19 protein-coding genes are annotated in these 18,792 nt (G+C 70.0%); 7 read left to right on the forward strand and 12 right to left on the reverse strand.

The annotated features are described in order from the left end of the window. Positions 1–69 precede the first annotated feature (69 nt). The gene (locus tag ACQP04_RS24735) at positions 70–897 is read right to left on the reverse strand and encodes a TauD/TfdA dioxygenase family protein (protein ID WP_433502906.1); all 828 of its coding nucleotides are present in this window, start codon (positions 895–897) and stop codon (positions 70–72) included. Positions 898–1,430: 533 nt separating this feature from the next. On the opposite strand from ACQP04_RS24735, the gene ACQP04_RS24740 reads away from it, so the two are divergent. From ACQP04_RS24740 to ACQP04_RS24750, 3 genes are all read left to right on the forward strand, one after another. Further along, a complete protein-coding gene (locus ACQP04_RS24740; RefSeq protein WP_433502949.1) occupies positions 1,431–2,513 on the forward strand; it encodes an ABC transporter substrate-binding protein in 1,083 nt (360 codons plus the stop codon). An 84-nt stretch (positions 2,514–2,597) separates the two neighbouring features. Further along, positions 2,598–4,184, forward strand: coding sequence for a GMC family oxidoreductase (locus tag ACQP04_RS24745; RefSeq protein WP_433502950.1), 1,587 nt, complete (start codon positions 2,598–2,600; stop codon positions 4,182–4,184). After that, a complete protein-coding gene (locus ACQP04_RS24750) occupies positions 4,181–4,858 on the forward strand; it encodes a cysteine hydrolase family protein (protein ID WP_433502951.1) in 678 nt (225 codons plus the stop codon). Before ACQP04_RS24745 ends, ACQP04_RS24750 begins: the two co-directional genes overlap by 4 nt. Here ACQP04_RS24750 and rutA read toward each other — a convergent pair. The 10 genes from rutA to ACQP04_RS24800 form a co-directional block, all read right to left on the reverse strand. Then, positions 4,741–5,967 carry a pyrimidine utilization protein A gene (gene rutA, locus ACQP04_RS24755; protein WP_433502952.1) on the reverse strand — a complete coding sequence of 409 codons (1,227 nt, stop codon included), beginning with the start codon at positions 5,965–5,967 and terminating at the stop codon, positions 4,741–4,743. The genes ACQP04_RS24750 and rutA overlap by 118 nt on opposite strands. A 24-nt stretch (positions 5,968–5,991) precedes the next feature. After that, on the reverse strand, positions 5,992–6,387 hold the full coding sequence (locus ACQP04_RS24760) for a nuclear transport factor 2 family protein (RefSeq protein WP_433502953.1): 396 nt from the start codon (positions 6,385–6,387) through the stop codon (positions 5,992–5,994). A gap of 25 nt (positions 6,388–6,412) precedes the next feature. Beyond that, the gene (locus ACQP04_RS24765) at positions 6,413–7,537 is read right to left on the reverse strand and encodes an LLM class flavin-dependent oxidoreductase (protein ID WP_433502954.1); all 1,125 of its coding nucleotides are present in this window, start codon (positions 7,535–7,537) and stop codon (positions 6,413–6,415) included. 40 nt (positions 7,538–7,577) lie between these two features. Continuing rightward, the gene (locus ACQP04_RS24770; protein WP_433502955.1) at positions 7,578–8,738 is read right to left on the reverse strand and encodes a sugar ABC transporter substrate-binding protein; all 1,161 of its coding nucleotides are present in this window, start codon (positions 8,736–8,738) and stop codon (positions 7,578–7,580) included. A gap of 203 nt (positions 8,739–8,941) precedes the next feature. Then, positions 8,942–9,412: a VOC family protein gene (locus ACQP04_RS24775; protein WP_433502956.1), complete on the reverse strand. Its 471-nt coding sequence runs from the start codon at positions 9,410–9,412 to the stop codon at positions 8,942–8,944. Continuing rightward, on the reverse strand, positions 9,409–9,906 hold the full coding sequence (locus tag ACQP04_RS24780; RefSeq protein WP_433502957.1) for a VOC family protein: 498 nt from the start codon (positions 9,904–9,906) through the stop codon (positions 9,409–9,411). Before ACQP04_RS24780 ends, ACQP04_RS24775 begins: the two co-directional genes overlap by 4 nt. Positions 9,907–9,923: 17 nt before the next feature. Beyond that, entirely contained in the window at positions 9,924–11,381 is a 1,458-nt protein-coding gene (locus tag ACQP04_RS24785; RefSeq protein WP_433502958.1) for an aldehyde dehydrogenase family protein, read from the reverse strand. Continuing rightward, positions 11,378–11,698, reverse strand: a complete 321-nt coding sequence (locus ACQP04_RS24790) for a Dabb family protein (protein WP_433502959.1) — start codon at positions 11,696–11,698, stop codon at positions 11,378–11,380. The genes ACQP04_RS24785 and ACQP04_RS24790 overlap by 4 nt, the downstream gene beginning before the upstream one ends. Continuing rightward, positions 11,698–12,603, reverse strand: coding sequence for an alpha/beta fold hydrolase (locus ACQP04_RS24795; protein ID WP_433502960.1), 906 nt, complete (start codon positions 12,601–12,603; stop codon positions 11,698–11,700). The genes ACQP04_RS24790 and ACQP04_RS24795 overlap by 1 nt, the downstream gene beginning before the upstream one ends. A gap of 56 nt (positions 12,604–12,659) precedes the next feature. Next, entirely contained in the window at positions 12,660–13,802 is a 1,143-nt protein-coding gene (locus ACQP04_RS24800; protein ID WP_433502961.1) for an acyl-CoA dehydrogenase family protein, read from the reverse strand. 282 nt (positions 13,803–14,084) lie between these two features. Between ACQP04_RS24800 and ACQP04_RS24805 the strand changes: the two genes are divergently transcribed. The 4 genes from ACQP04_RS24805 to ACQP04_RS24820 all read left to right on the forward strand — a co-directional run bounded on the left by ACQP04_RS24805 (position 14,085) and on the right by ACQP04_RS24820 (position 17,825). Next, complete coding sequence (locus ACQP04_RS24805; RefSeq protein WP_433502906.1) at positions 14,085–14,912, forward strand: TauD/TfdA dioxygenase family protein; 828 nt, start codon at positions 14,085–14,087, stop codon at positions 14,910–14,912. Next, positions 14,909–15,448: a MarR family transcriptional regulator gene (locus ACQP04_RS24810; protein WP_433502962.1), complete on the forward strand. Its 540-nt coding sequence runs from the start codon at positions 14,909–14,911 to the stop codon at positions 15,446–15,448. Before ACQP04_RS24805 ends, ACQP04_RS24810 begins: the two co-directional genes overlap by 4 nt. Before the next feature lie 138 nt (positions 15,449–15,586). Beyond that, on the forward strand, positions 15,587–16,387 hold the full coding sequence (locus ACQP04_RS24815; RefSeq protein WP_433502963.1) for an SDR family NAD(P)-dependent oxidoreductase: 801 nt from the start codon (positions 15,587–15,589) through the stop codon (positions 16,385–16,387). Then, positions 16,344–17,825 (forward strand): MmgE/PrpD family protein, encoded by a 1,482-nt coding sequence (locus tag ACQP04_RS24820; protein WP_433502964.1) that lies wholly within the window; start codon positions 16,344–16,346, stop codon positions 17,823–17,825. Before ACQP04_RS24815 ends, ACQP04_RS24820 begins: the two co-directional genes overlap by 44 nt. Before the next feature lie 99 nt (positions 17,826–17,924). Here ACQP04_RS24820 and ACQP04_RS24825 read toward each other — a convergent pair whose 3' ends face one another. Then, on the reverse strand, positions 17,925–18,749 hold the full coding sequence (locus ACQP04_RS24825; protein ID WP_433502965.1) for an SDR family NAD(P)-dependent oxidoreductase: 825 nt from the start codon (positions 18,747–18,749) through the stop codon (positions 17,925–17,927). Positions 18,750–18,792: the final 43 nt, after the last annotated feature.

Genomic DNA, 18,792 nt, shown 5'->3' on the forward strand with positions numbered 1-18,792 from the left:
TGGCAAGGTGGTGCGTTCGATCGTCGGCGGGCCGGCCACGTGTCGTCGAGCCGCCCGCAGCGGACCGGTTCACCAGTTGAGCGACTCCAGCACGAGTCGTCGCAGGGTGCGCGGGTTGTGGTCGATCTGGCCGGTGCGGGCGTGCTGGACGGCCCAGTTGTTGAACAGCACCAGGTCGTCGTTGGCGTAGTGGTGGGTGTAGACGTTGTCCTCGGCGTAGGCGTAGGAGAACAGGGTCTGGATGAGCTCCTCGCCGCGCTGCGAGTCCACGCCGTACTCCACGATGTGGCTGGTGTTGAACTCGTTGACGAACAGCGCCTTCTCCCCGGTGTGCGGCACCGTGATCACCAGCGGGTGCTCGTAGGACTGGATGCCGGACAGGTCCGCACCCTCGGGGTAGTCCGCGAGGCGCACCCGCTTCTGCTCGGCCTCGGTCTCGTACATGTCGAAGGCGTTGCAGGCGTGCAGGTTCTCGATCTCGTCCTTGATCTCCTGCGGCAGGTTCTTGTACGCCCGCACGGTGTTGGCGAACGCGGTCGGCGGCGAGGTCGGCGAGACGTCCTGGGCGTAGAGACAGGTGCCCGAGGCCACCTTCTCCCGGTAGGCGCCGTCGTTGTGGAACAACAGCCGCCGCGACCCGGCCAGCGACGGGTTGTCCTTGATGACGTTGGACAGGTACTCGACCTGGGTGCCCCACCGGAAGGTGTGCAGCTCACCCAGGGTCTTCACGAACCGGTCCTGGTCCTCGTCGCGCAGCTTCTGCCCGCGGACCAACACGACACCGCCCCTGTCGAACGCCTCCCGCAGCACCCCGACCTCGTCGGTGTCGAACGGCTTCGACATGTCCAGGTCCCGCAGCTCGACACCGAGGCTGTCGGTGATGGGAACGGCCTTCATCGCCAATTCTTCCTTCTGTGGGACCGGCCAGGCCGCGATCACTAGCCGGGTAAGGGTGATCAGAATATGACGCATTGCCGTGACCGACAAGACGCTCGACGCCTCTGCGGTCCCGACCGACGAGGTTGATCATGATCAGGTTTTCGCAATGCCGGAACGACACCTCGGCGCCCGAGGCGGATCCGACCGATTCGCCTGGAGGTCATTGACCGACGTTCCGCAGTCGTGCGACTCTGCGCCCATCCATCTCTGCACAGGATAGCAACATTTCGATGCCGTGTGGCCGTATCGAGTGCGGTGCCCCCTTCAGAGCTGAAGGCCGACAGGAGCGAACCGTGGACGCACGTCCAGCCGTTGGAGGATCCTCCGCCACCGCGCTCTCCTCCCCGCCCGCGGCGACGAGCCAACGAGCGGCGTGCACGCCGCCGGCGCCAGACCAGCTGACCCCCCGGTCCCATCCCCCACTCGACGAGGAGACGGCAGTCGTCCGCGGTCGGTCCGGCCGCGGGCGACTCCCAGGAGGAGTTCCCACCATGTTCCGCGCATCCCGACTTGCGGCGGTCGCCGCGGTCGCCGCCGCCGCGCTGACGCTCTCGGCCTGCGGCGGCGCCCAGAACACCGGCTCGCGCGCCCCCGCCAAGGCGCCAGAGAAGGTCTCGATCGCCACGGCCGGCTACCTCACGATCATGGCGCCGCTGTGGGCGGCGCAGCCCGAGTTCGACAAGGTGGCCCAGGAGTTCGGCACCGAGATCTCGTTCCAGCAGTTCGGCAAGGCCACGGATGCGCAGACGGCGCTGCTCAGCGGCGGCGTGCAGGTCAACACCGCGACCTCGGCCGGGGTCTCGCTCCAGGCGGCCCTGCAGGACCAGGCGGTCGTGTCGACCGCCAACATGTTCACGGGCGGCGGCATCGTCCTCGTCGGGGCGAAGAAGTACGAGGCCGAGCGCGGCACGAACGTCGCGAAGTACGCGGGCGCCACCTGGGGCTACGCCTCCGAGGGCTCCGGCAGCCAGCGCGGCAGCAAGGCCATCGTCGAGCACGCCGGGCTGAGCTGGGCCGACCAGAAGGGGGTCGCGTTGGGCGCGATCGCCGCGTTCGAGCCCGCCCTGCAGTCCGGCCGGGCCGACATCGTCGCGATGGACCCGACGTCGGCGGCCAAGGCCCTGACCAGCGGGACCGGCTATGTCGTGTTCAACTCGAACGACCTGGACGCCTACGGGCCAGTCGTCGGGCCGCTGCTGGGCAACACCGTCGCCGTCACCGACGACTTCCGGAAGCAGTACCCGGAGCTCACCCAGGCCGTCGTCACCGCCTACGTACAGGGTCTGCTCAAGGTGCGGGACGCCGCGGACGTGAACGCCTTCTACGCGCTCATGCCGCCGGAGTTCCAGCAGGCCCACCCGAACGACGCGCTGCTGGCCGAGGACTGGGCGCTGAGCAAGCCCGCCTTCCTGGCAGCCGATGGCTCGTTCTCCGCGGAGGCGATCGCGGCGACCACCAAGTTCGCCGAGCTCACCCCCGAGCAGGCGCAGTCACCGCTGGTCACGGCGACGTTCGACGACTCCTACGTGGAGGCGGCGTACAAGGAACTCGGGGTGCCGCGCCCCACCATCTGATCCCCCGCGCCTCGCGCACGGGCCGACCGACCGCAGTGCCGCGGTCCCGGGTCGCCGGGCCGCGTCGAACCCTGAAAGGTGATCATGACCGAGGGCCGGTACGACTACGTCATCGTCGGGGCCGGGAGCGCGGGCTGCGTCGTCGCGGCCCGGCTCTCGGCGGACCCGGCGGTGTCGGTGCTGCTGCTGGAGGCGGGCTCCACGGACAACTCACCGGACCTCACGGTCCCAGTGAAGGCGCCGAGCTTCCTGGGCAGTGCGTACGACTGGGACTTCCGCTCCGAGCCCGAGCCCGGACTCGGCGGGCGGGTCATGACGCTCAACCACGGACGGGTGCTCGGCGGCTCGTCGTCGATCAACTCGATGGTCTACCTGCGGGGCGCCGCCGCGGACTACGACGAGTGGGCCGCGGCGGGGGCGACCGGGTGGAGCTACGCGGAGGTCCTCCCCTATTTCCGCCGGTGCGAGGACAACGATCGCGGCGCGGACGACTTCCACGGCGCGGGCGGCCCCCTCGCGGTGTCCGACGGCCGCTCGCGGCACCCGCTGTCCGCGGCCTTCCTGGAGGCGGCGCAGCAGGCCGGCTACCCGCTGAACGAGGACATGAACGGCGCCACACAGGAGGGCGTCGGCTTCACCCAGGTCACCCAGCGGGACGGGCGCCGGTGGAGCACCGCCACCGGCTACCTTCGCCCGAACCGCGGCAGGCCGAACCTCACCGTGCTCACCGACTCGCCCGTGTCCGACCTGCTCTTCGAGGGCTCGCGGGCGGTCGGCGTGCGGGTCGACCGGGACGGCGGGCCCACCGACTACCGCGCGGACGCCGAGATCGTGGTCTGCGCGGGCGCGTACGGCTCGCCGCAGATGCTGATGCTGGCGGGCATCGGCCCGGCCACCCACCTCACCGCGCTGGGCGTGCCGGTGCGGGCGGACCTGCCCGTCGGGCTCAACCTGCAGGACCACCTGCGCAGCGGGCTCTGCTACGAGTCCACCCTGCCCTCGCTGCAGCGCTCGCTGACCGACGAGGCGCTGGCGCTGTACGAGGCCGAGGGCCGCGGCCCGATCAGCTCCAACGTCGGTGAGACCGCGGGATTCATCCGGTCGAGCCCGGCGGTCGCCGAGCCGAACTGGCACGTCAACGGGGTCCCGGCGATGATCGGCGGGATGATCGGGATCGCGGGCGACGGAGTGTCGGTCATCGGCTGGCCGTCGAAGCCGACCAGCTGCGGCTACCTCGAGCTGCGCGACACCGACCCGTCCACGCCGCCGCGGATCGTGCACAACTACCTGATGACCGGCTACGACCGCCGGACCACCTGCGACGGGATGCGCCGAATGCGCGAGATCACCGAGCAGCCGGCGTTCAAGGCCGTGAGCACCGGACGGCTGCTGCTGGGGCCCGAGGGCTACGACGACCCGTCGATCCTGCGGTTCGTCCGGCAGACCGGGGTGACCACGCACCATCCGTGCGGCACGTGCGCCATCGGCGAGGTCGTCGACCCCGAGCTGCGGGTCTACGGCATCGAGGGGCTGCGGGTCGCGGACGCGTCGGTCCTGCCGAGCGTCACGCGCTCCAATACCAACGCGCCCACGATCATGGTCGGCGAGAAGGCGGCGGACCTCCTGCTCGCGGCCCGCGCGACCGCCCCGGCCGCGGTGGTGTCGGCATGAGCACCCCGGCGTCGCTGTTCGGCGGCGGCGAGGTGCCGGACGACGTCGATCTCAACGCCGAGGTGGACCGTCTCCGCGAGTTGCGCCGGACCCGAACCCGGCTGGGCTTCGGGACCCGGCCCGCGCTCGTCGTCGTCGACCTGCAGCAGGCGTTCACCCTGTCCGACGAGCGGCGCGCGGCCCCCGTCCTCGAGGCCAACGCCGCCCTGCTCGCCGCCGTGAGGGCGGCGGGCGCCCCGGTCGTCTACACCCGCACGTTCGTGCCGTCGCCCGAGGAAGCGGACGTGCGCTGGGGCGCCACCCAGGACCTGTCGCAGTTCCTGCCGGGCTCCCCGGCCGCCGAGATCGACGACCGGATCACGACCGAGCCCGGCGAGACGGTGATCGACAAGCCGCACGCGTCGGCGTTCTTCCGCACCGGCCTCCACGAGCGGCTCACCGAGCTGGGCGTGAACACCGTGCTGATCACGGGGACGTCGCTGAGCGGGTGCGTGCGGGCCACCGCGGTCGACGCCTCGGCGTACCAGTACCGGGCGGTGCTGGTCGAGGACTGCTCCTACGATCCGCGCACCTTCTCGCGCGAGGCCGCGCTCTGGGACCTCGCCGACCGGTACGCGGACGTGGTCTCCCTGGCCGAGACCCTCGAGTACCTGGCCGGGCTGCCGCGCACCTGAGCACTGTCGGGCCGCCCGGGTCTACGCCTGACCCGGTCGGCCCGGCAGGCCAGCAGCGGCTGGATGCGCTCGCCGAAGTCGCCGATCCCGCGCACGAAGTCGTCGCAGACCAGCATGATCCCGGTGACACCGGGGACCGCCGCCATCTCGTCGAGCATCCCGGCCACCGAGGCGTAGGAGCCGATCAGCGCGCCGAGGCCCTGGTTGACCGCCTTGGTCGCGGCCAGCTTGGTCATCAGTTGCACCGACGACCGGTCGGCGTCGCGGTGCACGGTGTCCAACGAGGACTGGCTGGTCATCCAGGTCAGCGCCTCGACGTCGACCCCGTCCTCGTAGCCGTGCCAACGCGCCCACGCCTCGTCGTCCGCCTCCGCGGCGATGATCATGACGAGGACGTAGACACCGACCTCGCGTCCGGTCTGCGCCGCCGCGGCCAGGACCCGTTCTGCGGTGGCCGCGAACGCCGTGGGGGTGTTGCGCCCTTCCGCCGCCACGAAGTTGACGTCCCCGTGCTCGGCGCAGAACCGGATGCCCCGGTCGCTCTGCCCCGCGCCGACCACGGTGATCGGCGCGCTCGGCGCGGGCAGCAGCCGACAGTCGTCGTAGGTGAAGAACTCGCCCTTGAAATCCGACATCCCGGTCTCGAACAGCTGCCGCAGAATGGTCACGTACTCACCCGCGTAGTCGTACCGGCGGCGGTAGTGCTCCGCCCCCGGCCACACGCCCATCTGCTCGAACTCGGCGGCCTGCCACCCGGTGACGATGTTGATCCCGAACCGCCCGGGGGCGACCGAGTCGATCGTGGTCGCCATCCGGGCGGCGACGGCCGGTTCGAGCGCGAGGATCGGCGCCGAGGCGAACAGCCGGATCCGCTCCGTGACGGCGGCGAGTGCAGCCATCAGTGTGAACGAGTCGAGGCTGTAGTCCCAGTACCGCGTGGGCCCGCCGTAGCCCCGCATCTTGACCATCGACAGCGCGAACTCGAGGCCGTGCCGCTCGGCGAGCAGCACGATCTCCTTGTTGTGCGCGAAGGTGGGCAGGTACTGCGGGGCGCTCTCCGAAACCAGCCAGCCGTTGTTGGCCGACGGGATGAAGACACCGAACTCCACGGGACACGGTCCTCTCGCTGGGTCTTACGGGCCGATGACGCGGCTGGCGTGCAGGGTGTCCTGGTACTCCTTGACCTGCACGATCGCACCGTCCCGCACCACGAACAGGAAGTGGTACTGGTTGTTGTACGGCACGCCGGACGTCGTCGGCGCCGTCGTCTCGGTCTCGACGGCGACCCGCTCGCCCTGGGCGGTGATGCCGATGATGGTGATCTTCAGCGGGCCAGCCAGCGCCGGCGCGATCTTCCCGGTGGTGACCGCCATCACGCCGTCCCGGTCGTAGGTGCCACCGACCGACCATTCGCGGCCGGCGATCCAGAACTCGGCATCCGCGGCCATCCGGCCGAAGGCGGACTCGAACTCGCCGGCGTTCACGTCGGCGAAGAAGCCCTCGACGATCTCGGTGGAGGTCTGCGTCATCGCACTGCCTTTCGGTGGGGAGCCGTCAGCCCGCGGAGCGCAGGCCGGCCTGCACGGCCAGCGGGATCACCGCATCGCGGAACCTCGCGATGCCCGTCTCGTAGTCCGGCCAGATCATGCTCATGCCGTCGACGCCGATGTCCGCCAGCTGCTGCATCTTCTTGACGATCTGCTCCGGCGTGCCGAACAGCTGGTAGGAGTGCTGCATCGCCATCATGCGCTCGAGCATGGCGGGGTCGAGCTTGTAGTCCAGCGTCTTCCCGCCGCCGCCCATCAGCATGGTCATCTGGTTGGTGACGGCCTCGACGTCGCCGTGCTCGCGGACGATGTGGTCGTACCGGCGGGTGACATCGTCCTCGGTATCGCCGCAGATCACGCCGACCTGGGTCCACACCTCGACGGTCCGCCCGCGCTCGGCGGCGGCGTCCTTGATCCGCGCAACCAGCGGCTGCAGGGTCTCCGGCGAGTCCGCCACCGCGAAGCAGATGTCCGCGTACTCCGCCGCGAACGCGACACCGGCCGGGCTCGACCCGGCGCTCATGATCGGCACCCGAGGGCGCTGGATCGGCTTCGGGTCGCTCAGCGCGCCCTTCGACCGGAAGTACGTGCCGTCGAAGTCGAACTCCTCAGTCTCGACCCAGAGCTTCTCCAGGAACCGGATCCACTCCCCCGCCACGGTGTAGCGCTCGTCGTGCGGGATGAGCTCGACGCCGAACATGTCCAGCTCACGCTGGTTCCAGCCGGCCACCACGTTGAGGCAGAAGCGGCCGCCCGAGATGTGGTCGAGCGTCGCGACCTCCTTGGCAAGCCGGACCGGGTGGATTAGCGGGACGTGCGCGGTGGCGAACACCGCGATCCGCTCGGTCAGGGCGCTGATCGCCGCGGCCCACGGGATCGCCTCGTACTGCTCGTCGTTGAACTTCGACGGGCCACCGTAGCCGCGCCAGCGGGCGATCGGGATGAACGCGTCGAAACCAGCCCGGTCGGCGAGCTGCGCGATCCGGACCTGCTGGCTCCACTCGAGCGGGTTGATCCCGCCCTCGGCGGTCGACGGCGTGGCCCCGCCGGTGCAGTTCATGTGGAAGACGCCGAGCTTGAGCCGGTCGGAGCGGGTGAAGATCGGCGAGGAGAGGCTGGCTGCGTCGGTCACGGGTGTGCCTCCGGACGGTGTCGGGCGAGGTAGGGGACGGTCACGAGGCCGGGCGCCAGGTGGCGGAGTACAGGTCCAGCAGGTTGGCGGGGATCGTCGGGATGCCGGTGCCGCCGGGCACGTTCTCCGGGGTCAGCAGGGCCAGCGGGTAGCCGCCGGCGTCGGTCTGCGGCTGCCCGGTCGCGGCGATCCGCACGGCGGCGTCGACGATGTCGTAGCCGTTGGTGAGTGACGACTGGTCGACCCACCAGGCGTTGGTGTTGTTGCGCAGCGCGGCGTAGCTCGCCTCGTCCGGGACCTCACCGAAGATCCGGACATCCTCCAGGCCGCCGGTCTTCAGCGCCTGGGCCAGGCCGTTCGCGATGTTGCCGATCTCGGTGTAGGCGTACTTGAGCGACGGGTCGGCCTGGAGCTGGGCCATCATCTGGGCGGTCGCCTTCGGCGTCCCGAGGTCCTGGGGCTGCAGCGCGGTGACCTTGACCGTGCAGGCCGGGCACTTCTCGGTGAGCGCCGCCTGGAAGGCGTCGTCGGTGACCTTGAGGATCGGGTAGTCCATCGTGAACAGCGCGACCTTGGCGTTGCACCCGGAGTCAGAGAGGACCTTGTTCGCGTGGATCCGCCCGATCAGCTGGGCCGTGTCGGTCCCGTTGACGGTCGCGGCGAGGCCGGTGGGGCCGGCCGGCTGGTCGGTGACCGACGCGAGGATGACGCCGATGCCCGCCTCCTTCGCCGCGTCGATCTGCTTTTGGATGGCCGCGGCCGGGAACCCGGAGAGCCCGATGTAGTCAGGCTTGGTCTCAAGCGCCGTCTGGAACTTGGCCTGCAGGTCCGGAACGGTGGAGTCGTAGATGTAGGTCTGCGAGGTCCATCCCACCTTCGCCACCGCGGCGGCGATGGCCTCGGACGTGGTCTTGTCCGCGGGGTAGCCCTGCGACAGGTAGGCGATCTTCTTTCCGGGCGGTACTGGCGCGGTGACGTTCGTGTAGCGGGCGGGCGGGGAGGCGGGCAGCGCGGTGGGCAGCGCGCCCCAGTCCGCGAGGAACCGGTTCGCCGCGTCGACGCAGGCGGCGCGTTCCGCGTCGGACGCGGCGGGGGCGGCCGCGTCACCTCCGGACGATCCGCCGCCGCAACCGGCGAGAACGAGGGCTGCGATCGCGGCCACGGAGGCCGCGGACCAGCGGGTCAGACGGGAACGGGACATGCGCGCAGACCTCTTCCTTGAGGTGGGGCGAACGCGATCGGCGGAGCTGTTCGACATGCGCGTCGCACACAGTGATGTCTACCATAATCATGGTATCGACAGGGGTCAATGGCCTGCGGTGCCCGCCGAGCCGGGCGACGGCGACGCCGCGCCACGCACCCCGGGGGCGTGACGCGGCGTTCGCGAACCGCTACCGAGCGGAATCAGCCCAGCTTGTCGGGCTGCTTCATCCCCGGGGCGACGCCGGGGTAGTACTTCTCCAGGCCCTTACGCTGCGCCGACACGTTGCACGCCTCGAAGAAGATCCCGAGGCTCGACGAGAAGAACGCCGCCCGCGAGTCGTCGCTGACCGGACCGCCCGCGTGGAACCAGCCGCACTGTTCGAGCCGCTGCTGCTCGGTCACGACGTTGTCGGTCCAGTACCCCATGTGGTGGAAGACCGTGCCCTTCGCGGGCTCGTTCGGAGTGTCCGGGACCGACTCGAACAGCTCCAGCGCGCACGGCCCCGCGGTGGCGAACACCAGCCGGGTGCGCAGCGTGAAGGGCTCGCCGCCCGCGTGCGCGTTCTCGCCCTCGAAGCTCTTGATCGGGTTCCAGGTCAGGTTCAGTGCCTTGCCGAACTGGTCCATCCCCTCCTCGAGGTTCGGAACGGCGAAGGCGATGTGCCAGATCATCGGAGTCCCTCCGGGTAGAAGCCCTCCAGGCCGGGGCGCTTGGTCAGGGCGTTGGTGGCCTCGAGCAGCACGCCGAACGGGCCGTCGTTGACCATGATCCGGCGCAGCAGCGTCTCCGGGTCCTGTCTGAACATCACGCAGCCGTAGCCGAGTCCCTCGAGGCGCTCCTGCTCCGCCTCCAGGTTCGTGTCCCAGTAGCCGAGGTGGTGGAACGCCGAGTCGCCGATGCGCTCGTTGGGCGTGCCGGGGGTGGGCTGGATGAGCTCCAGCGCCAGCGGCAGGTCGGTGGAGAAGACCACCGAGCCCGCCAGCGTCCACGACTGGTCGTTCGGGCCCTGCAGCTTCTGCCCGTCGAGGTGGTGCGGCTCGTTCCAGCTCAGGCCGATGCCCCGGGTGAGCTCGTCCATGGCCTTCTCGAGGTCCTCGACGATGAACCCGGCGTGCCAGATGATCTTGGGGGCGGTGATGTCGATCCCCGCCTCGGGGGTGGTCATGGGGATTCCTTCCTGCTTCAGACGGCGGGGCGGACGACGCGCTCGGCACCCGGGAAGTTCATCGACTTGACCTCGAGGAACTCCTCCAGGCCGTAGGTCCCGAACTCGCGGCCGTTGCCGGACTGGCGGTACCCCCCGAACGGGGCCTTGACGTTGATCCGGCCGCCGTTGACGCCGATCATCCCGACCCGGATCTTCGAGGCGACCTTCGTCGACTCCTCGTCGTCCGTGCCGAAGACCGCGCCGACCAGGCCGTACTCGCTGTCGTTGGCGATCGCGACGGCCTCCTCAACGGTGTCGTACGGGAGGATGCACAGGACCGGCCCGAAGACCTCGGCCTGGGCGATCGTCATGCTCGTCTCGACGTCCGAGAAGACGGTCGGGGCCACGAAGTAGCCCTTGTCCGGCGCTGCGGCACCCGGCCCGCCGACGACGACCTTGGCCCCCTCAGCGGCTCCGGCCTCGACCAGCTTCAGCACGCGGCTTCGCTGGGTCTCGGACACGAGCGGGCCGAGCGTGGTGGCCTCGTCGAGTGGGTCGCCGAGGACCTGCTCGTTCACGTAGTCGACCAGTGCCTGCTCGGCCGTGGCCAGCTCCTCGCGGGGCACGATCAGCCGCGACAGCGCCGCGCAGACCTGCCCGGAGTTGGTGAAGCAGCGGGCCGCGGCGGCCTGGGCCGCCTTCGCGACGTCCGCGCCCGGGAGGACCACAGCCGGGCCCTTGCCGCCCAGCTCCAGGGCGACCTTCTTGACCGTCTGCGCCGCCACCGCACCGATGTGCCGCCCGACGGCGGTGGACCCGGTGAACGAGATGCCGTCGACCTTCGGGTGCCCGATCAGGGCCTCCCCGACGGTCTCCCCCACCCCGGTGACGACGTTGTAGACGCCGGCGGGCAGGCCCGCCTCGGCGAACACGTCAGCCAGCTCGTAGGCGCTCAGCGGCGCCACCTCGGACGGCTTGTGCACGACCGTGCAGCCGGCCAGCAGCGCCGCGCCGACCTTGGCGATCGTCTGGTGCAGCGGGACGTTCCACGGCGTGATCGCGACGACGACACCCAGCGGCTCGCGCACCACCAGGGTGGTGTCGATCTGCTCGGCCCACTCCAGCCGCTCGGTTGCGTCGGCCAGCGAGGTCAGGACCTCGATCGGGCGCCCGACCTGGACGGCCTTCGACATGGCCAGCGGCATGCCGACCTCGAGGGTGATGGTGCGGGCGATGTCGTCCGCCCGCGCCTTCAGGATGTCGGCGGCGCACCAGATGATCGCGGCCCGCTCGGCGACCGGCGTGGTCGACCACGCCTCGAACGCCGCGGCCGCCGCGGTGACCGCGGCCTCCGCGTCCTCGGCGCTGCCCCGCGGGACCCGCGCCAGCACCTCGGTCGTCGTCGGGTTCTCGACGTCGAGGAGGTCGGCGGAGGTCGAGGCGATCCACTCGCCGCCGATGAACTGCTTCCCGGCCCGGTCGACCGCGCTCACTTCTCGGCGTCCGGGACGGTGACGGTGAACTGGCAGACGACCGCGCTCTCGACAATGTCCTTCATGACCGAGCGGACGACGTCGTGCGCGGGGTGCGCGCTGTAGGCCTTCCAGCCCTCGGCGTCGTCGAAGTCGGCGACGAGGCCGTAGTCGTAGCCGTTCGGCCGAACACCGAGGTCCGGGCCGTGGCTGATCGCCCGCACGGTCGGGGCCTGCGCACCAAGGTCGTCGTGGACCTCCTTGATGCGCTTGGCCGTGACGTCGTCGACCGGCGCCTTGTACTTCTGGAGCGCGACGTGGCGGAAGATCTCGGCCATCAGGCGCCCAGCCCCGGGTCGACGGTGCTGTCGATCCCGTTGAGGAAGTCGACCTGCACCTTGTTGTACTCCTCCGGCTGCTCGAACTGGGGCCAGTGCGCCGCATCCTTGATCAGGTGGAACTTCACGTCCGGGATGTGTGAGAAGCCCTCGCGCGCGTCCTGCCACGAGTGGATCGGGTTGTGGTCGCTCCAGATCACCAGGGACTGCGCCTTGATCCCGGCGAGGCGCTCCGGGGTCAGCCAGTACTTCTTGGCCTCCTCCGGGTCGAAGAGCTGGCTGAACAGCTTGGTCAGCGAGTTCTGGATGCCAGGGCGCTTGTAGATGGCCTGGCGGATGTGGATGAACTCCTCGGGCACCTGGGTCGGGTCCGCGAACAGCCATCCCATTCGGGATTTCACGGCCTCGTACTCGCCGGTGCGCAGCGAGGCGGTGCTGCGGGCCAGCAGGTCCTTGACGTCGCCCTGGTGGCGGTCGCCGGTCGCGGGCAGCCCGCCGGAGGTGTTGAGGATCAGCTTGTTCACCCGGTCCGGGTAGCGGATGGCCATCCAGCCCGAGACCCGACCGCCGAAGCTCTCGCCGCAGAAGTCCGCCTTGTCGATGCCCGCGGCGTCGAGGAAGCGGACGACGTGGTCGATGATGTCGTCGGTCGTGTAGTGCAGGTTCTCGGGCGCGTCGGTGAAGCCGTGCCCGAGCATGTCGATCGCGTACGACCGGCGGTAGGGGGCGTGCGGGCCCAGGTTGCGCACCCAGGTCTCCGCGTGCCCGCCGCCGCCGTGCAGGAAGACGATGGCCGGCCCCTCGCCCGCCTCGATAGTGCGGGTCCGGACGCCGTTGACGTCGTAGAACTTCTGCTCGAAGGGCTGGTCGAGCAGGTCGAGCCACACTGTGTCGCGTGGTGCCATAACGAGTTCCTTCCGTTGCCGCGGGCCGGCGTCGGCCCGTGGATCAAGCGCGGACGTCAGCGACGGGGGCCGAGCAGGGAACGGGCGATCAGCAAGCGGTGGATCTCGTTCGTCCCCTCGACGAGCTGGAAGACCTTGGCGTCCCGGTAGGCGCGCCCGACCCGGAACTCCGGGGACACACCGTAGGCCCCATGGATCTGCACCGCCTCGGTCGCGACACGCTGGGCGACGTCGGCGGCATACATCTTGGCCATGCTCGCCTCGGTGCGGGCGCGCGAGCCGCCGTCCATCGCCCGGGCGCAGTCCCGGACGAGCAGCCGGGCCGCCTGGATCTCGACGGCCATCTGCGCAAGCTTTGCCTGCGTCATCTGGTGATCAGCGATCGCGGTGCCACCGATGACCCGCTCCTGCGCGTAGCGCACGCAGTCGTCCAGGCAGCCCTGCGCGAGGCCGACCGCCCGGGAGGCGACCGACAGCCGGCCGCGCTCCACGGCGCCCATCGCGATCCGGTACCCGTCCCCCTCGGTGCCCAGCAAGGCCTCCGACCCGACCCGCACCTCGCTCAGCGACACCTCGCCGCTGCACAGGGGACGGAAACCCAGCTTGTTCTTGAAGGGGGTTCTGGTGAGGCCCGGGGTGTCGATCGGGATGACGAACGCACTCACGCCCTTCCGGCCGAGCGACCGGTCCGAGGTGGCGAAGGTGATGATGAAGCTCGCGATGTCGATGTTGGTGATCCAGGTCTTCGCCCCGTTGATCACGAAACCCCCGCCGTCGCGGCGGTAGGTCGTCTCCATCGCGGCGACGTTGCTGCCGGACTGCGGCTCGGTGACTCCGGCCGCTCCGAAGATCTCACCCGCCGCCAACGGCGCCAGCCAGGTCTTCTGCTGCTCCGGGGTGCCGTAGGCGAGCAGCCCCGACCCGACCAGAGCCGACGGCATGCTCATCAGCACGCCCAGACAGTGGTCGACCGTGGACATCGCCTCGATGATCGCCGCGTAGGTCACATGGTCGAGGCCCGCACCGCCCAGGTCCTCCGGCACCGTCCCGCCGAACAGCCCCAGATCGCGCATCTGCTCGAGGACGTCCGTCGGAAGGTGCTCGACGGCGTCGTACTCGGCCACTCGAGGTGCCACGACGTCCTGGGCGAAGCTCGTGACCATGGCTACGAGGTCCGCCGCCTCGGTGGCAGACAGCATGTGGACTCCTTCTGGGCTTCGTCGGCCATCGACACCCACCCGGAGCGGGGTCGAATATCTGCGCATACTAACTACGGTTGAGGTCACGGGCAATGGCCCCGCCTAACTCGACCCCAACCCTATACACAGGCGCCCTACACAGCCTTCCTGTGATGCTTGCGCCTACCGCTCCGTCGCACTACAGTCGCTCCATCGCTCAGCAATACTGAACGTCAGTGACACTGAACCTCAGCACTCAGGACGGTCCGGCGCAGCGGCCGGACCCCAGGACGGGAGATTCCAATGAAGGCCGTTCCCATCACCGACAGCCTCGGTGTCGAGCTGCGGGACCTGGACATGTCGAAGCCGTTCGACACCGACGAGGTCGGGGTGCTGCGGGAGGCGTTCGACAGGGGCGGTGTCGTGTTGGTCCGCGGGCAGAAGCTGCGCGACGAGGACCAGGACCGGTTCGTGAAGACCCTGGGTGAGCTGCACACCTTCCGGTGGGGCACCCAGGTCGAGTACCTGTCCAACGTCATCAAGGACAACCCGTCGCTGGCCGGGTCGCGGCGGCTGTTGTTCCACAACGACGGCGCCTACCGGGAGAAGGTGGCCTCGGGCACCTGTCTCTACGCCCAGGACGTCTCGCCGACCTCGCCGCCGACCGCGTTCGCCAACACCGTGCGGGCGTACAAGAACCTGCCGCAGGAGATCAAGGACGAGATCGAGAACCTGCACGCCTGCAACGCCTTCGACATGTACGAGACCGAGGCCGAGCAGAAGCGGGTGCGCCTCGCGGACTACCCCGAGGGTGCGGACCTGTCCGGCATCCAGTCCTACGAGCACCCGCTGGTGATCACGGTGCCGCACACCGGGGAGAAGGCGCTGTTCGTCAACGAGTTCAACACCAGCCACATCGTGGAGTACGGCGTGGACTCGCAGCGCGGCGAGGAGCTCATCCAGACCCTGTTCTCCTACGCCTACGCCGAGGACAACGTCTACACCCACCACTACGCCAACGACGACCTGGTGCTGTTCAACAACTGGGCCGTCCAGCACGCCCGCACCGGCCAGATCGACCACAACCCGCGCACCCTGCGACGACTGGTCCTCGAATCCCTCAACTGGTGACCGCGGCCCGCCGGGCCCGTCCGGGAGGCACGTCGTCGCCGTTCCTCCCGGGCGAGCCGGGATCGTGGGGGCCGCTGAGCGACTCCGACGACTTACCGGCCCTCGCCGCCGCGGTGCGCGAGGCCGCGGGCATGGTGATCCGGCGGGTCCGCTACGAGAGCGGGAGTCCGCTGACGTGGTCGCAGAGCGCACTGCTCAGCGAGCTGTACCGACGGGGCAAGGCGACCGCGAGCGAGCTCGCGGACGACCAGGGCCTGCGGGTGCAGACCGTGTGGGCCAGCCTCGAGACCATGGAGGAGCGCGGACTCGTCGTCCGGGAACGCGCCGCCGACGACCGCAGGCGGGTTCGGGCCCGCCTCACGGAGCTCGGTCATCAGGAGCTGGTGGAGGACCGACGCACCCGCGACCAGTGGCTCGTCACGGTCCTGGCGGAGGACTTCACCGTCGAGGAGCTCGAGATCCTGACCGACGCGCTCGGCCTGCTCGTCAGGTTGGCCGACTCCAGCCTGGCGAGCCGGCCGCGGCCGGCGAGCTGAGAGCCGCCCGCTCCCCGACCCGAACGCCCGGTCCCCTCTTCGGACCGGGCGTTCGTGCATTCGCACGCAATATTGACAACAGTAATCAGGGTCGGTGACGCTCGTCGGGATCCGTGGACTCCAGGAGGCGTTCCAACGATGGCATCACCACTCGTCGCGGGAAAGATCGTTCTCGTCACCGGCGGAGGTTCGGGGATCGGCGCCGCCACGGCGCGGCTCTGCGCCGAGGAGGCGGCGAAGGCCGTGTACGTCGCCGATCGGGACGGTGAGACGGCGACCGCGACCAGCAATCAGATCAACTCGGACGTCGGGGCGAAGATCGCGGTCGCTGTCGCCCTCGACGTCGTGCACGGCGCCGAGGTCGACGCGCTCGTCGACCGGATCGTGGCCGAGCAGGGCAGGCTGGACTGCGCGGTCAACGCCGCCGGTACGTCCGGCCCGCGGAAGCGGATCGAGGAGTACACCGACGAGGAGTGGCGCCATGTCATCGCCATCAACCTCGACGGGCTGTTCTTCTGCCTTCGCGCCGAGACGCGGGCCATGCGGGACGGCGGCTCCGGCTCGATCGTCAACATCGCCTCGGGTGCCCACGTCGAGCCGCCGCCCAGGCTCGCGCCGTACGCCGCGACGAAGTCCGCGGTGGTGACGATGACCAAGGCCGTGGCGGGCGAGTACGGCCGGGCGGGCGTTCGGATCAACTCGGTGCTGCCCGGAAAGACCCGCACGAAGATGCTCGAGCGGAACTTCACGGACGAGAAGCTCGACGAGATCGCCGCGACGCTCCCCATGGGCCGGATCGGTGCGCCCTCGGAGCTCGCCGAGGCCATCGTGTGGCTCCTCTCGGACCGCAGCTCCTACGTCAACGGCGCCGAGCTGTTGGTCGACGGCGGGTCCCATGCCGCGTCGCGGATCAACGAGAGCGCACTCGGCAGCTCCTGATGCCGACGTCCACTGGAGATTCGATGACGAACGAGACCGGTTCCACGACGACACCACGGCCACCCTCGCCGCCTGGACCCAGGCGGTCCGCCGGGACGACACCCCGGACTCGGCGGTGCAGGCGCTGACCTGGCACCACCTCGACACCGCGGGCTGCGCGGTCGGCGCGCTCTACGCGGCGCCCGTGAAGGCGACCCTCGAGCTCGCGGCGGAGACCGCGACCGAGCGCGGCGCCTCGGCGCTGACGGTCGACTCGCTGGTCTCGCCCGAGTTGGCGGTCTACGCCAACACCGCTGCGGTCCGCTACCTGGACTTCAACGACAACTACTTCCGCATGGGCGGCGGGCACACCAGCGACATCATCCCAGCCTGCTGGGCGGCGGCCGAGCTGGTCGGCGCGGACAGCGCCCGGCTGATCGAGGGCATGTACGTCGGCTACGAGACGCACATGGCGCTCGCGGACCAGGTCAATCTGCGTGACCGCGGGTGGGACTACCCTGCCTTCATCTCGGTCGCCGCCACGACCGCGGTCTCGAAGATCCTCGGGCTGACCCCGGACCAGACCGCGCACGCGATCGCGATGACCGACACCAGCGCGACCACCCCGCTCGGAGTCACCCGGGTCGGGTCGCTGGGCAACTGGAAGGCGCTGGCCTCCTCGCACGCCTGCGCCGCCGGGTTCACCGCCGCGCGGCTCGCCCAGCGCGGGGTCACCGGCCCGTCGCGCACGATCGAGGCGCACCGCGGCATGTGGGCCCTGGTCACCGGCGAGTTCTCGATGGACCGGCTGGGGAAGCCGAAGGACGGCTACGGCGGGCCGGAGCGCTCGGCGTACAAGCTGCACGTCTCGGACTTCACCACGCAGATCATCGGGCAGGAGTTCATCGGCCTGCACCGCGAGGGGCTGACGCCGGGCGACATCGAGTCGGTGCACATCCGCGTGCCGTGGGTGGCGTGGAGCGAGTGCGGCGGCGGGCAGAACGACCACGACCAGAAGTGGGACCCGCAGACCCGCGAGACCGCCGACCACAGCATCCCCCACGTCGCCTCGGTGGCGCTGCTCGACGGCTTCGTACAGACCTCGAGCTACACCGACGATCGTTTCCTCGATCCCGCGCTCCGCCCGATCATGGCCAAGATCTCGGTCGAGGCGGACGAGGAGATCACCGAGCAGTGGGTGGAGAAGCCCACCAACGTGCTGTCGGTGAAGCTCCGCAACGGACAGACCCGCGAGATCCGCACCGACTACCCCCGCGGCCACCACCTGAACCCGCCGAGCAAGGACGACCTGCTGGGCAAGTTCCACCACCAGTGCCACGGCGTGGTGCCGGAGTCCCGGCTCGACCACCTGCTCGACGTGCTGGTGACGCTCGACGCGCAGGCCGATCTGGCCCCGTTCTTCACGGACCTGCGCGGCATCCGCACCAAGCTCGGCTGACGCCGCGGATCCCGCCCCGGGGAGCGGGGGCGGGTGCCGGGGTCGTGGGGTCGGGGCGGGCCCCGGAGTTCGCACGGAGCCCGCCCGACGAACGGTGCGTCAGTCCGCGGTGGACTCCGAGACGCTGCGCCACTTCTCGTCCGACTCGGATTGCGCGGCGGCGCCGGCGGCGGCGTACTGCACCGCGTCCTTGCCGATCAGCAGCCGGACCGGGGCGTCCGGGCGGTTGGCCAGGTCACGCACGACCTTCGCGACCCGCGGGGTCTTCGACGGCTCGCTGCCCGACGCGACGCGGAGCATCTTCGCGAACTCCCCGACGGTCTGCTCGTAGGGCTCACTGATCGGCGGGATCGTCATCGACGACCCGGCCCAGTCGGTGGCCATGCCTCCCGGCTCCAACACCGTGACCTGCACACCGAACGGCGCGACCTCCTGCGCCAGCCCGACGGAGAACCCGCCGACGGCCCACTTCGCGCTCTGGTACGCGGTAAGACCCACCGAGCCGATGCGTCCGCCGAGCGACGACACCTGGAAGATGTGCCCGGAGCCCTGCCGGCGCAGGATCGGGGTCACGGCCTTGCTCACGTACACCACGCCGTAGAAGTTGGTGTCGATCTGCGCCCGGAAGTCCTCCAGGGTCACGTCCTCCACCGACGCCAGGTCCCCGTAGCCGGCGTTGTTCACCACCACGTCCAGCCTGCCGAACCGCTCGACCGCCTTAGCGACGGTCTCCTCGACGGCCGCCGCGTCCGTCACATCCAGGGCGAGCAGGTACAGCGCGTCGCCGTACCTCTCCCCCAGGTCCTGCAGCGCCTCGGGGCGCCGGGCCGTGGCGACCACCTGGTCACCCGCCTCCAGCGCGCCCTCGACGATCGCCCGCCCCAGCCCTCGCGAGCTGCCGGTCACGAACCACACCTTCGCCATCACGCACTCCTGATCCGAGATAAGAGACCTGCGGTCTGCTGTG

Source organism: Pseudonocardia halophobica (genome assembly GCF_050948485.1).
GTDB lineage: Bacteria > Actinomycetota > Actinomycetes > Mycobacteriales > Pseudonocardiaceae > Pseudonocardia > Pseudonocardia halophobica.